At 34.9% G+C, this 15604-nt stretch carries 15 protein-coding genes; 8 read left to right on the top strand and 7 right to left on the bottom strand.

Going from position 1 to position 15604, the window contains the following annotated elements:
• Positions 1-209: 209 nt before the first annotated feature.
• The gene (locus ACJ5H0_RS10505) at positions 210-1496 is read right to left on the bottom strand and encodes a CitMHS family transporter (protein WP_172280530.1); all 1287 of its coding nucleotides are present in this window, start codon (positions 1494-1496) and stop codon (positions 210-212) included.
• Positions 1497-1537: 41 nt separating this feature from the next.
• On the bottom strand, positions 1538-2143 hold the full coding sequence (locus ACJ5H0_RS10500) for a DUF2490 domain-containing protein (RefSeq protein ID WP_411249396.1): 606 nt from the start codon (positions 2141-2143) through the stop codon (positions 1538-1540).
• Between the two features lie 603 nt (positions 2144-2746).
• On the opposite strand from ACJ5H0_RS10500, the gene ACJ5H0_RS10495 reads away from it, so the two are divergent.
• Positions 2747-3490: a sensor histidine kinase gene (locus tag ACJ5H0_RS10495; protein ID WP_411249394.1), complete on the top strand. Its 744-nt coding sequence runs from the start codon at positions 2747-2749 to the stop codon at positions 3488-3490.
• Complete coding sequence (locus ACJ5H0_RS10490) at positions 3483-4184, top strand: LytR/AlgR family response regulator transcription factor (protein WP_172280526.1); 702 nt, start codon at positions 3483-3485, stop codon at positions 4182-4184. The genes ACJ5H0_RS10495 and ACJ5H0_RS10490 overlap by 8 nt, the downstream gene beginning before the upstream one ends.
• A 23-nt stretch (positions 4185-4207) precedes the next feature.
• Here the strand turns inward: ACJ5H0_RS10490 and ACJ5H0_RS10485 are convergent, their stop codons facing one another.
• Together ACJ5H0_RS10485 and ACJ5H0_RS10480 are read right to left on the bottom strand one after the other, a co-directional pair.
• Positions 4208-6583, bottom strand: coding sequence for a M1 family metallopeptidase (locus tag ACJ5H0_RS10485; protein ID WP_411249392.1), 2376 nt, complete (start codon positions 6581-6583; stop codon positions 4208-4210).
• Between the two features lie 67 nt (positions 6584-6650).
• On the bottom strand, positions 6651-7229 hold the full coding sequence (locus ACJ5H0_RS10480) for a HupE/UreJ family protein (RefSeq protein WP_172280522.1): 579 nt from the start codon (positions 7227-7229) through the stop codon (positions 6651-6653).
• Positions 7230-7295: 66 nt separating this feature from the next.
• Here ACJ5H0_RS10480 and ACJ5H0_RS10475 point away from each other — a divergent pair, with 66 nt between their 5' ends.
• The 3 genes from ACJ5H0_RS10475 to ACJ5H0_RS10465 all read left to right on the top strand — a co-directional run bounded on the left by ACJ5H0_RS10475 (position 7296) and on the right by ACJ5H0_RS10465 (position 8423).
• A complete protein-coding gene (locus ACJ5H0_RS10475) occupies positions 7296-7445 on the top strand; it encodes a DUF6702 family protein (RefSeq protein WP_411249390.1) in 150 nt (49 codons plus the stop codon).
• Positions 7381-7800 carry a DUF6702 family protein gene (locus tag ACJ5H0_RS10470; protein WP_411249389.1) on the top strand — a complete coding sequence of 140 codons (420 nt, stop codon included), beginning with the start codon at positions 7381-7383 and terminating at the stop codon, positions 7798-7800. Before ACJ5H0_RS10475 ends, ACJ5H0_RS10470 begins: the two co-directional genes overlap by 65 nt.
• 428 nt (positions 7801-8228) lie before the next feature.
• The gene (locus ACJ5H0_RS10465) at positions 8229-8423 is read left to right on the top strand and encodes a hypothetical protein (protein ID WP_273649473.1); all 195 of its coding nucleotides are present in this window, start codon (positions 8229-8231) and stop codon (positions 8421-8423) included.
• A gap of 357 nt (positions 8424-8780) precedes the next feature.
• Here ACJ5H0_RS10465 and ACJ5H0_RS10460 read toward each other — a convergent pair whose 3' ends face one another.
• The 3 genes from ACJ5H0_RS10460 to radA all read right to left on the bottom strand — a co-directional run bounded on the left by ACJ5H0_RS10460 (position 8781) and on the right by radA (position 12653).
• Positions 8781-9374, bottom strand: a complete 594-nt coding sequence (locus ACJ5H0_RS10460) for an acyl carrier protein phosphodiesterase (protein WP_411249387.1) — start codon at positions 9372-9374, stop codon at positions 8781-8783.
• Between the two features lie 80 nt (positions 9375-9454).
• Positions 9455-10996 carry a M12 family metallo-peptidase gene (locus ACJ5H0_RS10455; protein ID WP_411249385.1) on the bottom strand — a complete coding sequence of 514 codons (1542 nt, stop codon included), beginning with the start codon at positions 10994-10996 and terminating at the stop codon, positions 9455-9457.
• Between the two features lie 307 nt (positions 10997-11303).
• Positions 11304-12653 carry a DNA repair protein RadA gene (gene radA, locus ACJ5H0_RS10450; protein WP_172280513.1) on the bottom strand — a complete coding sequence of 450 codons (1350 nt, stop codon included), beginning with the start codon at positions 12651-12653 and terminating at the stop codon, positions 11304-11306.
• 61 nt (positions 12654-12714) lie between these two features.
• On the opposite strand from radA, the gene ACJ5H0_RS10445 reads away from it, so the two are divergent.
• From ACJ5H0_RS10445 to ACJ5H0_RS10435, 3 genes are all read left to right on the top strand, one after another.
• Positions 12715-13125: a hypothetical protein gene (locus tag ACJ5H0_RS10445; RefSeq protein WP_172280511.1), complete on the top strand. Its 411-nt coding sequence runs from the start codon at positions 12715-12717 to the stop codon at positions 13123-13125.
• Positions 13126-13186: 61 nt separating this feature from the next.
• Positions 13187-13756, top strand: a complete 570-nt coding sequence (locus ACJ5H0_RS10440; RefSeq protein WP_411249382.1) for a YceI family protein — start codon at positions 13187-13189, stop codon at positions 13754-13756.
• A 128-nt stretch (positions 13757-13884) separates the two neighbouring features.
• Positions 13885-15492 carry a CTP synthase gene (locus ACJ5H0_RS10435; RefSeq protein ID WP_411249380.1) on the top strand — a complete coding sequence of 536 codons (1608 nt, stop codon included), beginning with the start codon at positions 13885-13887 and terminating at the stop codon, positions 15490-15492.
• Positions 15493-15604: the final 112 nt, after the last annotated feature.

Genomic DNA, 15604 nt, shown 5'->3' with positions numbered 1-15604 from the left:
AAAAAAAAAATACTGGCTGATTATCCCTAATTTACCGCTTATCTCGGGAAGGTATTGTCCTGTAAAAACACCACAGATAATAGCCACGAAAACATACAAAGAAAGATTCTTTAAATATCGGCTGGTGAATGTTTTTTTTGTATGGAAAAGATTCATTTGAGTTTTTTTCGCTGGATAAACGGACAATTCAATATAAATATATATAAATTTTATATTATCCCAAGAAGCAAAGCTCCTAATAACATGATAATGGAAGATCCGATAGCCCATTTCAATGTGTATTTCAAATGATCAGAAAATTCCACACCGGCGAGAGAGACCAATAAGTAAGTTGACGGAACTAATGGGCTCAGAAGATGAGAAGCCTGTCCGACAAGACTTGCTCTTCCCAGAATATCAGGTGGGATTCCCAGTTGTTGTCCGGTTGCTGCAATAATGGGTAATATCCCGAAATAATAAGCATCATTAGTCAGGAAAAAGGTAAGGGGAACACTGAAGACAGCAGTAATAATATTTAAAGAGCCTGCCATGCTTTTCGGAACAATTTCTATCATACTATTTCCCATAGCCTGCATAATACCCGATCCATTGAGGATCCCTGTGAAAATCCCTGCTCCAAAGATCATTCCTGCCACAGATAATGCATTTCCCGCATGTTTGGACATGAGTTTCTGCTGGTCTTTTAATTTAGGGTAATTGATAACAGAAGCTATGCAGAAAGCAATCATAAAGGCAATTCCCAAAGGAACAATATCTAAAATCATTACCGTTAACAATACGATGGTAAGGGCAAGATTAATCCAGATCAGTTTAGGGCGAAGAAGGGCCGGATCCGTTTCACCTGCGATATCACTATTGCTGTACTTTGTGTATTTTCCATATTTTGCAATACGCTTTTTTTCTTTCAGTCCTAAAATATAAGCCACAAAGATTACCCAGCAAATACCAAGGACCATAATTGGAATCATAGGAACGAAAATCTCTGTGTGACCCAGTTTGAGGGAACTCATAACCCTTGCTGTGGGGCCACCCCATGGAAGGATATTCATGATACCTCCTGCAAGCATTATGATACAAGTAAGGATCAGGGGATTCAGTCCCTGTTTTTTATATAGGGGAAGCATGGCAGCCACTACAATAATATAAGTAGAAGAGCCATCTCCATCCAGAGAAACTAATGTTGTAAGGATCGCTGTTCCGATGGTTGTTTTGATTGGGTTGTCTCCGACTGCTTTTAAAATAAGGTTAACTAAAGGCTGAAATAATCCTGTATCGATCATTAAACTAAAATAGAGAATTGCAAAAATCAGCATTACGCCTGTAAGTGCGATTTCTTTAACCCCATTTTTCATCATGTCACCCAGCTCATCGCCAAATCCTGCAATAAGAGCAATCACTACTGGAACAATTACCAAAGCAGTAAGTGGTGTCATTTTTTTATTCATGATAAGAACCATGAAAATAAAGATCATCAGAAACCCAAGAAATGTTAGCATAGCATTATATTAAATATTAAATTTTTTAAATTGATGTCTGGTTATTTTTGTTTTTTTCTCCAATCAAAACTGTTTCTGAACCCTATGTATCCGTAATTACTGGTTCTGCCCGGAGATAACTGATTAATGAAAGCCAGTTCAATTGCCGAGTTTTTCCCTGTTTTTATTCCAAGCCCTGCGGTGATACGGTTACTGTCGAAAGGGTCTTCCTTTTTGATGTTCATCCTTATCTCATTTTTTAGAATTCCATACAGTCTTTCTTTTTCACCCTTTCTGTTGAAAGGGATTCTCATGGAGATGAGATACCGGACCCTTAATACAAATTCGTCAGGATTATTCAGGAAACGCTCTTCTACACGGAATCTGCTGGAAATGGAAGATCTGCCGATATCATGGTCCAGGGTTACCTGTTGAAAGGCTCTTTTCTCATAGCGGGTCTTTTTCTGATCTTCTGTCTGGTAGGAATCCAAAATGAGAAACATACCTCCTAAGGCAGGTCTTACTCCTTTGGTTACTTCATAATCCATATATGCATTGACAAGGAAAAGTCTTTTGTCGTAAGCCAGGTCAAAAGAACGGTATTGTGTAAGGGCCGTTAAAGTACTTTTGTCAGAAACCTTGGCAGTCATGATATATTGGAACCACATATTGTAGGTATCAGTGCTTTGACCTTGATAAAAATGATGAAGCACTAATAAAAAAATAAAAATTAATTTTCTCTTAATTTTCATATAATATTGGGTTAATATTGTTACTTCTCAAATATATTTATTCGATTTACCGGGTTTTTAATTTTTCAATCAATGACCTATTTTATCAGCGAACTGCATTTTCTGTTAAAAAACATCTTATATTTGAGAACCCAAGAAATCACGTTTTTAGAATGTTTTTAATTGTAAATATTATACTTATACTGTTGTTTTTCAGGGTTTTATTTAGTGATAAGATTCTGAAAAAACTGATGGACTACCGTTGGGGTTTTCTTTTGAGGTTTCAGCATGTTTTCTTCTTTTTTGTCTTTATTTTAATCACTTTTTTTTACGGAAAATTACTTTCTTGATACCCCGGAGCTTATTTGGAGTGTTTTATCCGTAATGATTTTTAATATTGGGATTTATTATCTGGTGTATTATTATCTGGTTCCTCACTTTTACCTATCGAATAAATATCCGGAGTTTATCCTGTATGCCTTGATCTGTTTTTTGATGTCAAGTCTTTTCAGGATTTTGTTACAGCCTACCATTTTTAAAATGAATTTTAGTGAAACTCTTTCCAACACCAACTTCCTTTTTAATGTATATACGGCGCAGGGAATTGTGATTCTTGTTGCCTCCTTTTTAGGGATTACAAAAGATAAATTCCTTATAGAGCAGAATGTTGTGGATCTTGGGGAACAAAAAGAACAGCTTTACTTTGATCTTTTAAAATCAAAGATGAATCCTCATTTCTTATTGAATACTTTAAATAATATATATGCGAACAGTTTTATCCCATCGGGAAAAACTTCAGATTCCATCCTGCAGCTCAGTAAGCTTCTTCAATATATTATCTATGACAGCGGAAAAGAAAGAATTAGTCTGGCCCAGGAATTTTCGTCGATTCATTCTCTTACCATGTTGTACCAGTTGAAATATGATAACCAACTGAATATAGATTTTGATATCCGGAATGAGGAAACACTGGAATTAATTGAAATTCCACCTTCTGTTTTTTTGACCTTCTTTGAAAATGCTTTGAAACATTCAGGAATCGGTCTGGATCCCAATAGCTTCATAAAAGTTATATATGCTATTAACGACCGTGATTTGTTCTTCGAAATTATCAACTCTGTTCCGGAAAAAAAAGCTTTGGGAGAAACCGGATATTACGGGTTGGGAAATGAAGCAATCACCCAGATACTGGAAAAATACTATCCGGGAAAATATATTCTTTCTTCAGAAATGATTGAAAATAACAGATACAAAACAACTTTAAAAATTGATCTGAATGGCTAATCTATCCGTGATTAATGTGGATGATGAATATCCTGCGTTGCAACTTGTCCGGCAATATTGTGATCAAATAGAAGGTGTAGATCTCCAAAGCTCTTTTCAGGAACCGGAGAAGGCATTGGAATATTTAAAAGAGAATGTCGTTGATCTTGTTATTTTTGATATTAATATGCCGGGTATTAATGGAGTAGAGCTATTGCAACAGCTTCCTTATAAACCTCTCTGTATTTTTATGACCCTGGAGACCCAACATGCGGTAAAAGCTTTTGAGCTTGATGTTGTGCATTATCTTGTAAAGCCTGTAGATTTTGAAACCTTCAGGAAAGCCATCAACAAAGCCAAAGATTTTTTACAGTTTAAAAATTCTGCAGAACACTCAGAAAAAGAAGATTTCATCATGTTTAAATCCAATTATATCATGAATAAGGTTTTTCTTAAAGATATTCTTTGGGTACAGGGATTTGGGGAGTATATTATTTTAGTAACTTCTTTGAAAAAATATATGATCCTCGACAGGATGTCAAATTTTGAAGAAAAATTTCAGGCTTTTGGATTTATCAGAGTTCATAAATCTTATATCATATTGGCTTCTCATATTGAATCTTATGATGTGAAAAGCGTCTACCTCAAAAGTGGAGATAAAATTCCTCTGGGAAGAACTTATAAAAAGATACTAAAAGAGCATTTGGGAAAATAAAAAACCGCTTTTAAAGCGGTTTTTTATTTTTTTCCTGCGGCCTGCATCGGATTTACTTTTCCATTGGCACCGCCTCTTACTGCCCCTTCATGTTTTTGTTTGAATACCTGGAATCTGGAAGTCTCGGACGTACTACCATCATTGCTCCAGAAATTATTTGAAGTGTCAATATCTGCTGTTTCACGCATTGGGTCCAGCTGAATAGACTTTAATTTTTTCTCAAAATAATAAGTCTTTGTAGCCTTTTGTTCGTTAAGCCTCCAGATCTGAGCGGAAGATTTATCGTATAATTTCGTTCCATCTTCAAAAGTAAATTCCAGAATGATTGGCATCACCAGTCCTCCTTTGTTTACGAAGTCAATTTGATAAGCTTGAATGTTTTTGAACTTTTCTTTTTGCTGTTTATCAAGAGCCATATCATTGTCCTGTGTAAGGGAGTATTCTTTATTCTGGTCCACTTTTTCCTGGCCACGATCGTAACGATAGTAGAAATCCTGAGCTTCTTTATCCTTGTCTACATAGAACGTAATATTTTTATCTTCTCTGTTTCTGATTTTGGAAAGGTCTTCAAAATCATTAACAAGAGCTTTGTCGACTTTGTACTTTACTTCTTTAGGTGCAGGTACGGCATCTAAATCGGGAGTGGCAATGGTTACCTTATCAATAGCTATGTCAACAGGATCTGTGCCGTAAAACCATCCTCTCCAGAACCAATCCAGATCTTCTCCGCTTGCATCCTCCATTGTTCTGAAGAAATCGGCAGGTTCCGGGTGTTTAAAAGCCCATCTTTTTGCATAAGTTTTATAGGCCTTATCAAAAAGTTCTCTGCCCATAATGGTTTCACGAAGGATATTCAGGCCAGTTGCGGGTTTTGAGTAGGCATTAGGGCCAAACTGAACAATGTTTTCAGAGTTACTCATAATAGGCTCCAGCTGATCTTTTGGTAGTTTCATGTAATCCACAATAGTCCATGCAGGTCCTCGTTTTGAAGGGAACTTGTTATCCCATCTTTCTTCCGTAAGATATTCTGTAAAGGTGTTCAATCCTTCGTCCATCCAGGTCCACTGTCTTTCATCGGAGTTAATGATCATGGGAAAGAAATTGTGTCCTACCTCATGGATGATTACTCCGATCATACCATTTTTGGTTCCTTCTGAGTAAGTTCCATCTTTCTCAGTTCTTCCAAAATTGAAACAGATCATAGGATATTCCATACCATTTGCCGCTTCTACAGACTGAGCAACCGGATAAGGGTAAGGAATCGTGAATTCTGAATAAGTTTTTATTGTGTGTGCAACAGCTTTTGTAGAGAATTTTCTGTAAAGTCCGTAAGCCTCTTTACCATAGAAGCTCATAGCCATTACTTTATTATTGTTTTCCGGTATTACCACGCCCATTCCATCCCAGATGAACTTTCGGGATGACGTCCATGCGAAATCCCTTACATTATTGGCTTCAAAAACCCAGGTTTTTCTTTGTTTTGATCTGTTTTTTTCTGCTTTCTTCGCTTCATCGAGCGTTACAATTTCTACAGGCTCTGATGAGCTTTGGGCTTTTCTATATCGGGATAGTTGTTCTGAAGATAATACCTGTTCATAATTCTTACACTCTCCGGTACCTCCTACAACATGATCTGCAGGAACATTCATTGAAACTTTAAAATTTCCAAAGGCAAGGGCGAATTCTCCTCTTCCTGTAAACTGGTGATTCTGCCATCCATGAAAATCACTGTAAACACACATCCTTGGATACCATTGTGTCATTGTGTACAAATCATTTCCATCTTCAGGAAAGTTTTCATAACCACCACGGCCACCCATTTTAATTCTGTTGGTGATGTTGTAATTCCAGTCTATTTTTAACGTGAATTTTTCTCCTTTTTTCAGGATTTTAGGCAAATCAATACGCATCATGGTTTTGTTTACAGTATACCGTAATGCATTACCGGTTTCGTCGGTTACTTTTTCCAGATGAACGCCGTAGCCATTGTCCTTTTCCGGAAGTTCCGTTATCTTTAACTTCTGGTCATTTATGGTTTTAGGAAGGGTTGTAGAAGTAGGATAATTGGCTTTGTTGATGCTTGATGCCTCGTTCTCATCCAATTGTAACCATATATAATCTAAGTCGTCAGGAGAATTGTTATAATAAGTAATCGTTTCGGAGCCCTTCAGGTTTCTTTTATCCTCGTCCAGATAGGCGGAAATATTATAATCTGCTCTGTTTTGCCAGTAACCATGTCCCGGAGATCCGGAAGCAGTTCTATAAATATTTGGAGTAGGTAAAATGGTTCCTAATTGTTCAAACTTATTTCCGTGATTACTTCCCGGGTTATTTTGAATATTTTGGGCTGCTAAACCTGCAAATGTGAATACAGAAAGTAGGGTTACTTTTAGTCTCATGACCGAAATGATTTAATAATTTTCAAATATAACAATAACTACTTGAAAAAATATCAATCAATAAGTCTTAAAATGGAATTCTTTCTATTGTCATTTTTAATGCCAGGGCAAAAACACCGGACGATATAAAGAGTATCCAATCTTTTCTATTAATTTTGAATAATGTTAATGCAATAAACAGCAAGATTAAAATAGCACAAACAATTACAATCTGTCCTACTTCCAAACCAATATTAAATCCTAAAAGAGGAATCGCAATACTCTGGCTTTTTGCAATCATCACTCTTGCAGTATTGGCAAATCCCATTCCGTGAATAAGTCCGAAAAATAAAGCCAGGTAATAATTTGTTTTGTCCAGGGCCTGCTTTTTATTCTTCATAATAATATTACCTAATGCTGTAAGGACTATTGTTAGCGGAATTAAAAACTCTACCCAATTTGAAGGCACTCTTACTATATCAAGGATACTTAATGCTAATGTTATGGAATGACCTATTGTGAATGCTGTCACCAGGATTAGAATTTTCTTGAGATCCTTATAAGAATAAACCGCAATTAAAGCTAAAACAAAAAGTTGGTGATCAAGCGCATCTAAAGAAATGATATGTTCCCAACCAAGTTTTAAATAGAATAAAAAGTCCTGCATGATATAATGTACTGTAAAACGTACGAAAATAATGATTAATTTCGAAAAATAATTAAGTCTGTTTTTATGAAAAGTTTGTGGATACTGTTTATTCCTCTTGTTTTTTTGTATTCTTTTACTATTATAAAGCATCCCTATCATGTAGGTTCCGTTGAAATCAATTATAATACAAAATCAAAGACATTCGAGGTTACCGGGCGTTTTTTTTCTGGATGATCTGGAAAATGCCCTTGGTAAAAAATACAACAAGTCTTTCCACTTTAATGATCCGAAGTATAAGGTTCAGTTGGATGACGCTTTAAAAAATTATAGTGCAGAATATCTGAAACTAAAGTCCGACGGTAAGTTCTTAAGGGTAAATTATCTGGGATATGAAGAGGATAATGAGTCTGTGAATATTTTTTTGGAAACGGAATCTGTTAATATGCCTAAGAAAGTTGAAGCTGCAGTTAGTTTTTTGTATAATCTGTTTGATGATCAGATCAACATTGTCCATATTATTTTGAATGGGAAAAGGAAAAGTGAAAAATTATCCTATCCCAATCGATATCTGTATCAACAGTTCCAATGATGTATTTAATACGCTTTCAAGTGTATATGTAATTGTACATGTGTATTTTTTCTAATAATATTCTTTTTTGATGAAAATTAATACACCATTGCGTGATAAATATTAAATTTATATATTTGAGAAATATTAAAATAAAGGATTTTTATTTTTTTTTAACATTTATTTTAGATATTTAAAGGTCTTAAATATTTGCAAATTAAGGATTTTCTATATTTTGTTAAATCTATTAATAGTGACTAATTAATATTATTAATATTTTTTAATATTTGATCTTTATGTGTGTTTATTAAATAATTTTTTTTATATTTGATAGGGTTTAGATATGTTAATTTTTTATAAAATTATATATATTATATATTTTGTATTGGATTTAAAGAAGTTTTAAAAATTGTATTAATTCTTAGTTGTTAGAAATAACAATATTGCATATGGAAAATAAAGAAAGTAATTTTTTCTTGCATTTTTATCCCGCATGTACTTTAATTAAAGAACAAGTAGGGGTTAATACAATAAAGACATCAGGTGTTTTTTATGCAGATGAAGCAAAAGATTATTTAACCCGGATTCTGAAAATAGGTAATCCTCCAAATGACACAATTGGGCTATCGATGGATTCAACGTAATTATAAAAATTGGAAATAGTAAAACAGAACATTATATTTTTATTTTATTGCTATTTGGAGAAATAGTTCCCACAAACTCCGGATAGGATCAGGCACAAAAAATTCTAACAACACAAATTCGACATATATATAGCGCTTATCTTAATGGTAAGTGCTTTTTTGTATGGATTTCAATATTAGTTTTTCTTTGCATAAATGGGATAAATGTTTTTATTTTGTAACTAACAAATGTTTGTTTGTAACATTTTGGCAATAAAATTGACTAATTAAAATATAATCTTCATATCAAATTATTTTTAGCGAAATACCGAAGATTATTAAGCGCTTACTCACGTAAGTGCTTTTTTATTTTAAAGGTTAATTGTCTATTTGTAAAAGAGCATTGATTCCTCTTGTGTGCTCAAGTAAATCCGGAAAAAAATTATTGTAACATTCCTGAAGAAGATCTTTATTTTTTAAAAATGCTTCGAATACAGGAATATCTTTCTCCAGATATTGTGCTTTATTAAGAACATTTTGAATGCTGAATTTTATTCCCCAATCTTCTCTGTAATTATATAGCCAATCTTCTGTTTCCATCTTTGCTAACATTCTCTTAAAATTTTCAGGAAGCCATTCTTGATTTTCATTAAGAGCCTTGTAAACCCGGAGGGAATGGTTTTTCCAGCCTTGCAGTGAGTTAAGAGTAAAGTCATTAGCCAGAAAATGATCCATAGATACATCTACAAATGCTCCTGCATATAGTCTAACCAAAGGGCTGAATATTTTTTTAGCTTCATGAATAGCCGGATGGGAGTCTGTAAAGGTATCGATAGCTCGGTGTAAGGTAATCCCATCCTGAATTTCTTTTGGAAATGAGAACCGCTCTTTGTTTCTGATGAAATCTTCGAGAAACTGTCCGACAATTTGCTGATCTGTAAAAGAGAGAAAAGAATGTGCTAAATAATTCATAGGATATCAGGTTATAAAAATAAAACCTTCAAATAAAGTTAAGGTATTTGAAGGTTTATAAACTAACTATTTAAAAGAAATTATCTAACAATAAACTTTTTACTTTCTATCAAAGAATTTTTGTCATCATAAATACTTAGGAAGTACTCTCCGGAAGTTAATCCTTTGAGGTGGATGGTAGTTTCCGTAGTTGATATTACGTTTTGGCCTGCAGAATTGTATACTTTAAAAGAATACTTGCCGGTTCTGTTTCCTGAAATCTGAATCATATCATGAGCAGGATTAGGATATAGTAAGAACTCTTGTGTTTCATGAATAGCTTCCTTTGTGGCGAGGAAAGATTGTGTTTCAGGCATAAAATTAGAAACGACACAAGCGAAACGTGCAAATCCAAAGGCTTCATTAGCCGGCTTGGTGTTTCCTATTGCTACCCCCGTAGGATCACTATTGTAGTTAATGTCCGGATTTGCCCACCTGTTGATTCTGGTACAGTTGAATCCTTTAGAGGAACATTCATCATTATAAGCCATTATAGTTCTCCATCTTTGAGAAGAAGTGCTCGAAGTTCCAAGATCTATTGCTTTTTTATTGGTGTATCCATGATGATGATCACATGGTGTGGTGCTGGAGTCTACGTACCAGTCATGTCTTAATCCCATATTGTGTCCAAGTTCGTGGGCAAGTGAGTAGTTGGATACAGCACAATTGTATAGGCTTACACAAAACCCTGAATTACTGCTGTAGTTGGTAGAACTTGTATTTACATAGCCTAAGCCGCAAGTGTTAGTTGGTGTTGAGGTAACTAAAGCGCATAGATCCGCTCCATAGGTGGTTCTTAGTGTATGTACATCATCCATATACCCATCATTATTATTTCTAAGCCTTGGAAGATCCGTACTCAAACTTCCGGATTCAGTGTAGCTGATCTCTCCGGAGTATACAAGATTAATGGTGACATTGGAAACCCCTGAATTGGTTAATGCAGTATTGAAATTGGTGATAGCAGTTGCTACAAACGAATTACTCTGTGAAAGCCCGCCCCATGCGTTTTTTGCTGCGGTAGTGAAAACTACCATCACATCTACTCTGGTAGCAGGGCATACAGGGGTTGTTGATAAGCAAACGTTAGAATTTGCTTTATTAAAGTTTTCGTTTTTGTCCATTACATAATCATCAATCGAGTCCTGATTGAGGATTGTAGAATCGCTCACTTCGGATAATGCAAAAACGTTTGCATCAGTTTGGTGGAATATTACTTTTTCACCTGTGCCTGAAGCGTACATTCCTGTTACCACGCGATCATATTGTGAAAGTACAAGTTCGGCTCTAGGATCATTTTCAATAGTGTAAATATAAGATTCACTCTTATTGCTGTACGTTAAAGAACGGCTGAATTTGGCTGTGATCTCTTTACCGGTTGGGAGGTTGATTTGTAAATCGGATTTTAAATTAAAGGGAGCTTGGGAATAGTATTTTGTAACTAAATAAGAAGAGGATAGCTCCCTGCTTACTTTTTGGTTACTTTTTAAATTATTCTCATTAATAGCTGTTTGAAAAATTTTGTTTTGTCCAAATAGCATGCCGGCGCAAAACAACACGAAAATAGTGAATTTTGTTTTCATTTTATGTGATTTAGTATGGTGATATACAAATATATATAAAATATCAACATGTGGTGATTTTTTTTTCAATAGATGATCGAAATTTCTGCGAAATATTTAATTTCAGAGCTTTGTTGCTATTAAATTGATCTAAGAAACCGCGGTTGAAGATTGTTTTTAATAACATCATCACTCTCTATCGAATATTCATATTCATAAAGAGTGATGATGCTTTTTATTTAATCCTTGTCTGGATTTTGGCGATAAATTGGAAACTAGTACGTTTTCTTGGTAAATTAAATAAGGATGTTTTAGGACTGTCTTTTAATTAAAAGATTCGTTCATGGAAATCTTCAATTTTACTGACTTCCTCAATTTTAATCCCGAATTTTCTTTTAGGTATTTTGTTGAGGTTGGAGACAAAGATCTTTTCATATCCCAATTTTTCAGCTTCCGAGATGCGTTGTTCAATTTGAGCAACAGGTCTGATTTCGCCGCTAAGTCCGATTTCCCCGGCAAAACAAAAATGTTCGGATATTGCAATGTCTTCATTAGATGAAAGGATAGAGGCTACTACAGCGAGATCAAGGGCCGGGTCATCTGTCTTTATTCCCCCTGTAATGTTGAGAAAAACATCTTTAGCACCAAGCTGAAATCCGGCTCTCTTCTCCAGTACGGCAAGCAACATATTCAACCTTTTAGCATCAAATCCGGTAGAACTCCTTTGAGGTGTTCCATAAACAGCCGTGCTTACCAGTGCCTGAATCTCCAATAACATAGGACGATTTCCCTCAAGCGTTACAGCTACGGAATTTCCGGAAAGCTCCTCGAATTTTTTTGTAATTAAAATTTCAGATGGATTTTTGATCTCTTTTAAGCCCTGGGAAATCATTTCATAGATTCCAATTTCCGAGGTGGAGCCAAAACGGTTTTTATTAGCCCGTAATAATCTGAAAAGATGATTTCTATCCCCATCGAAATTTAAAACTACATCTACCATATGTTCCAAAACCTTTGGACCGGCAATCTGTCCGTCTTTAGTAATGTGACCTACCAGAAAAACGGGAGTATTGTTCTCTTTAGCATATTTAATGATCTCATTCGAACATTCTCTGATTTGGGAAACGGTTCCCGGTGAGCTTTCTATCAATTGGGACTGTAAAGTTTGAATGGAGTCGATAATGATAAAATCAGGCTCTAATTTTTTGGCTTCATGTAATATTTTTTCCAGTGAAGTTTCGGTGTAAAGGAAGCAATTTGGGTTTTGAACTTCAGATAACCGGTCTGCTCTCATTTTAATCTGTGAGGCGCTTTCTTCTCCTGAAACATAAAATATTTTCTTCTTCATTTTTAATGCCAGCTGTAAAAGCAATGTTGATTTTCCGATTCCCGGCTCTCCTCCGATCAAAGTAACAGAGCCTAAAACAATTCCACCTCCCATTACCCGGTTGAGCTCCTCGGAGGGTGTTTTAATCCTGGGTTCTTCAATTGCTTCAACTTCAATGATATTAATAACGTGTTGTTTTGTTTTCGAGGAAGGAAGACTTCTGCTGGATACCTTTTCCACGACCTCTTCAACTAATGTATTCCATTGTCCGCAGTTTTTGCATTGTCCCATCCATTGTGAGTATTGGGTTCCGCAGTTTTGACAGAAATATGCTGTTTTAAGTTTTGCCATACTGCGAAGTTCAAAATTTTTTTTTGAATTTTACTTCTGAATTTTTGGTTAATTTTCTAGTATGAAAAATATTTTAATAAAAAGCGTGGTTATATTCTTTATAATGACAATCCTTACTACATGGCTTGCAGATTGGCTCGTAGGATATTTGCATTTACCCGGCGGTGATTTTGGAATGCTTTCGTTGGCTGTTCTTATTGGGTGTATAATAAGCAGCGGAGTGGGACTTGTAACGGTTGTCATATTTAAAAGCACATATCAATCGGTGGTTAGGATTGCTATTTTATTTGAAGTACTCTACCTTTTTATGCTGATGATATCAGGAACTAATCCTTTTACTTATTTTTCTGAGAAAACAAACGCGAAACTTCTGAATGTACTTTTGTATATGAATGCAGTTGTCGTTTTTCTGATTGTAATTGCTATTCATTTTATGTATGTGAAAATAAAATCAAAGAAAAAATTATCATAGGTCAAGAGGTGGATGGGTTTATCACTTTATCTTTGGTGGGTAAAAAATAAAATATATTACAATGAAAAAGATACTATTAGCTTTTATGCTTGCTTTTTTAAGCATCGCAGGCTTTGCACAATCAACCTGGAAAGTAGATCCTATGCATTCTTCAGTTAACTTCAATATCAAGCATATGGGGATTAGTTTTGTGCAGGGAAGATTTGATAAATTCGATGGTAGAGTTGTTTCTTCAGGGAAAGATCTGGATAAGGCAACCTTCAATTTTAATGTGGTAACCGGATCGGTAAACACAGGCGTTGAAATGAGGGATAAGCATTTGAAAAGTGCAGACTTCTTCGATGCAGAGAAATTTCCGACCATGACATTCGAAAGCGGGTCTATTACGAAAGATAAAAATAATACCTACATTCTTAAAGGAAAACTTACTATTAAAGATGTGACAAAAGAAATCAGCATTCCGGTAACGTATGGTGGTGTAACAAAAAATCAGCAAGGGAAAGAAATTTTAGGCTTTCAAACAAAATTTACAGTAAACCGTTTAGATTATAATATTAAATATGATCCAACAGGAGCGGGTGTTGCAAAGGATGTAGATGTTAATTTATATTTTGAATTAATAAAGCAATAATTTTTTTAAATATAATTTGGTTTGGTTAAAGGTTTCTCAAGTAATTTTGAGGAACCTTTTTTTTTATTTCTTAGCAAATAAATTGCCTCGTATTTCTTTTTCCCATAACTTTGCACAAACCTAATCTAATGAGTAAAAAGAATACTAAATACATCTTTGTGACAGGAGGTGTAACTTCATCTTTGGGAAAAGGAATTGTTTCTGCTTCTCTGGGACTATTGCTGAAATCACGCGGTTTTAATGTAACGATCCAAAAACTAGATCCTTATATTAATATTGACCCAGGAACTTTGAATCCTTATGAACACGGAGAATGCTATGTAACCGAAGATGGTGCGGAGACGGATCTGGATTTAGGTCATTACGAGCGATACTTAGATGCTCCCACTTCTCAAAACAACAACGTTACTACAGGAAAAATCTACCAGACTGTAATTGAAAAAGAAAGAAAAGGCGACTTTTTAGGAAAAACAGTTCAGGTAATTCCTCATATCACTAACGAAATCAAACGTAGGATTAAAATTTTATCCAAGCAGAACTACGATATCATTATTACTGAAATCGGAGGAACTGTAGGGGATATCGAATCTTTGCCATACATTGAAACTGTACGTCAGCTAAAATGGGAATTGGGAGAAAAGAATTCTATGGTAATTCACTTAACCCTGTTGCCATATCTGGCTTCCAGTGGAGAATTAAAGACAAAACCATCTCAGCATTCTGTACGTCAATTGATGGAAAGCGGAATTATGGCAGATGTTTTGGTTTGCAGAACAGAGCATAAAATACCAAAAGATCAGAGAGCTAAATTAGCTCAGTTCTGTAATGTTCCTTTGGATAATGTAATTGAGTGTAAAGATCTGGAAACTATTTATGAAGTTCCTATGTACCTTCAGAAACAAAACTTTGATGATGTAGTTCTAAAAGAATTGGATCTTAAGAGTGATAAAGAAGCGGATCTTAAAGATTGGAAGAGTTTCCTTAAGAAATTCCAGAATCCTAAAAAGACTGTTGAAATTGCTTTAGTAGGTAAATATGTTTCTCTTCAGGATTCTTACATTTCTATCGCTGAAGCATTTAAGCATGCCGGAGCAGATCTTGAGACGGAAGTAAAAGTGAGATGGGTTTATAGTGGGGATATCACCCAGGAAAATATCAAAGAAACTTTAAAAGGAGTTAACGGAATTCTTATTGCTCCAGGTTTTGGAGACAGAGGTATTGAAGGTAAAGTATTGACAGCTCAATATGCAAGAGAAAATAAAATTCCTATGTTGGGAATTTGTTTAGGAATGCAGATTATGACTATTGAATTTGCACGAAATATTTTAGGGTATTCTAAAGCAAATTCTATGGAATTTGATACTGCTACAGAGCATCCTGTGATTTCTTTAATGGAAGAGCAAAAGAATGTTGTTGATAAAGGAGGAACGATGCGTCTTGGTTCTTGGAAGTGTTCTGTGAAGAATAACTCTAAACTTTTCGATATTTATGGAAGTAAGAATATAGCTGAAAGACACCGTCACCGCTATGAATTCAACAGTGATTATTTACAAGAATTTGAAAAAAACGGATTCTTTGCAACAGGTACTAATCCTGAAACCGGACTGGTTGAAGCTCTTGAGCTTAATGATCATCCGTTCTATGTAGGAGTGCAGTATCATCCTGAATATAAGAGTACGGTTGCAACGCCGCATCCGTTATTCAGAGCTTTTATTAAAGCATGTGAGAAGAAATAAAGGAATTTATATCGATTAAACGTCATATTTAAACTCAGGTTGATTATTATCAGCCTGAGTTTATCATATTGTAATAGAGTAAAAGATAGAGTTTTGATAAAAAATCAGTATT

The organism is Chryseobacterium proteolyticum, assembly GCF_046591535.1.
Lineage (GTDB): Bacteria > Bacteroidota > Bacteroidia > Flavobacteriales > Weeksellaceae > Chryseobacterium > Chryseobacterium proteolyticum.
The sequence above is the reverse complement of the archived record's forward strand: the minus strand, read 5'-3'. Positions and strand labels throughout refer to the sequence as shown.

Coding starts and splice junctions, on each gene's coding strand:
- ACJ5H0_RS10505 (WP_172280530.1), bottom strand. CDS start 1,496: ATGCTAACATTTCTTGGGTTTCTGATGATCTTTATTTTCATGGTTCTT.
- ACJ5H0_RS10500 (WP_411249396.1), bottom strand. CDS start 2,143: ATGTGGTTCCAATATATCATGACTGCCAAGGTTTCTGACAAAAGTACT.
- ACJ5H0_RS10495 (WP_411249394.1), top strand. CDS start 2,747: ATGAATTTTAGTGAAACTCTTTCCAACACCAACTTCCTTTTTAATGTA.
- ACJ5H0_RS10490 (WP_172280526.1), top strand. CDS start 3,483: ATGGCTAATCTATCCGTGATTAATGTGGATGATGAATATCCTGCGTTG.
- ACJ5H0_RS10485 (WP_411249392.1), bottom strand. CDS start 6,583: ATGAGACTAAAAGTAACCCTACTTTCTGTATTCACATTTGCAGGTTTA.
- ACJ5H0_RS10480 (WP_172280522.1), bottom strand. CDS start 7,229: ATGCAGGACTTTTTATTCTATTTAAAACTTGGTTGGGAACATATCATT.
- ACJ5H0_RS10475 (WP_411249390.1), top strand. CDS start 7,296: ATGAAAAGTTTGTGGATACTGTTTATTCCTCTTGTTTTTTTGTATTCT.
- ACJ5H0_RS10465 (WP_273649473.1), top strand. CDS start 8,229: ATGGAAAATAAAGAAAGTAATTTTTTCTTGCATTTTTATCCCGCATGT.
- ACJ5H0_RS10460 (WP_411249387.1), bottom strand. CDS start 9,374: ATGAATTATTTAGCACATTCTTTTCTCTCTTTTACAGATCAGCAAATT.
- ACJ5H0_RS10455 (WP_411249385.1), bottom strand. CDS start 10,996: ATGAAAACAAAATTCACTATTTTCGTGTTGTTTTGCGCCGGCATGCTA.
- radA (WP_172280513.1), bottom strand. CDS start 12,653: ATGGCAAAACTTAAAACAGCATATTTCTGTCAAAACTGCGGAACCCAA.
- ACJ5H0_RS10445 (WP_172280511.1), top strand. CDS start 12,715: ATGAAAAATATTTTAATAAAAAGCGTGGTTATATTCTTTATAATGACA.
- ACJ5H0_RS10440 (WP_411249382.1), top strand. CDS start 13,187: ATGAAAAAGATACTATTAGCTTTTATGCTTGCTTTTTTAAGCATCGCA.
- ACJ5H0_RS10435 (WP_411249380.1), top strand. CDS start 13,885: ATGAGTAAAAAGAATACTAAATACATCTTTGTGACAGGAGGTGTAACT.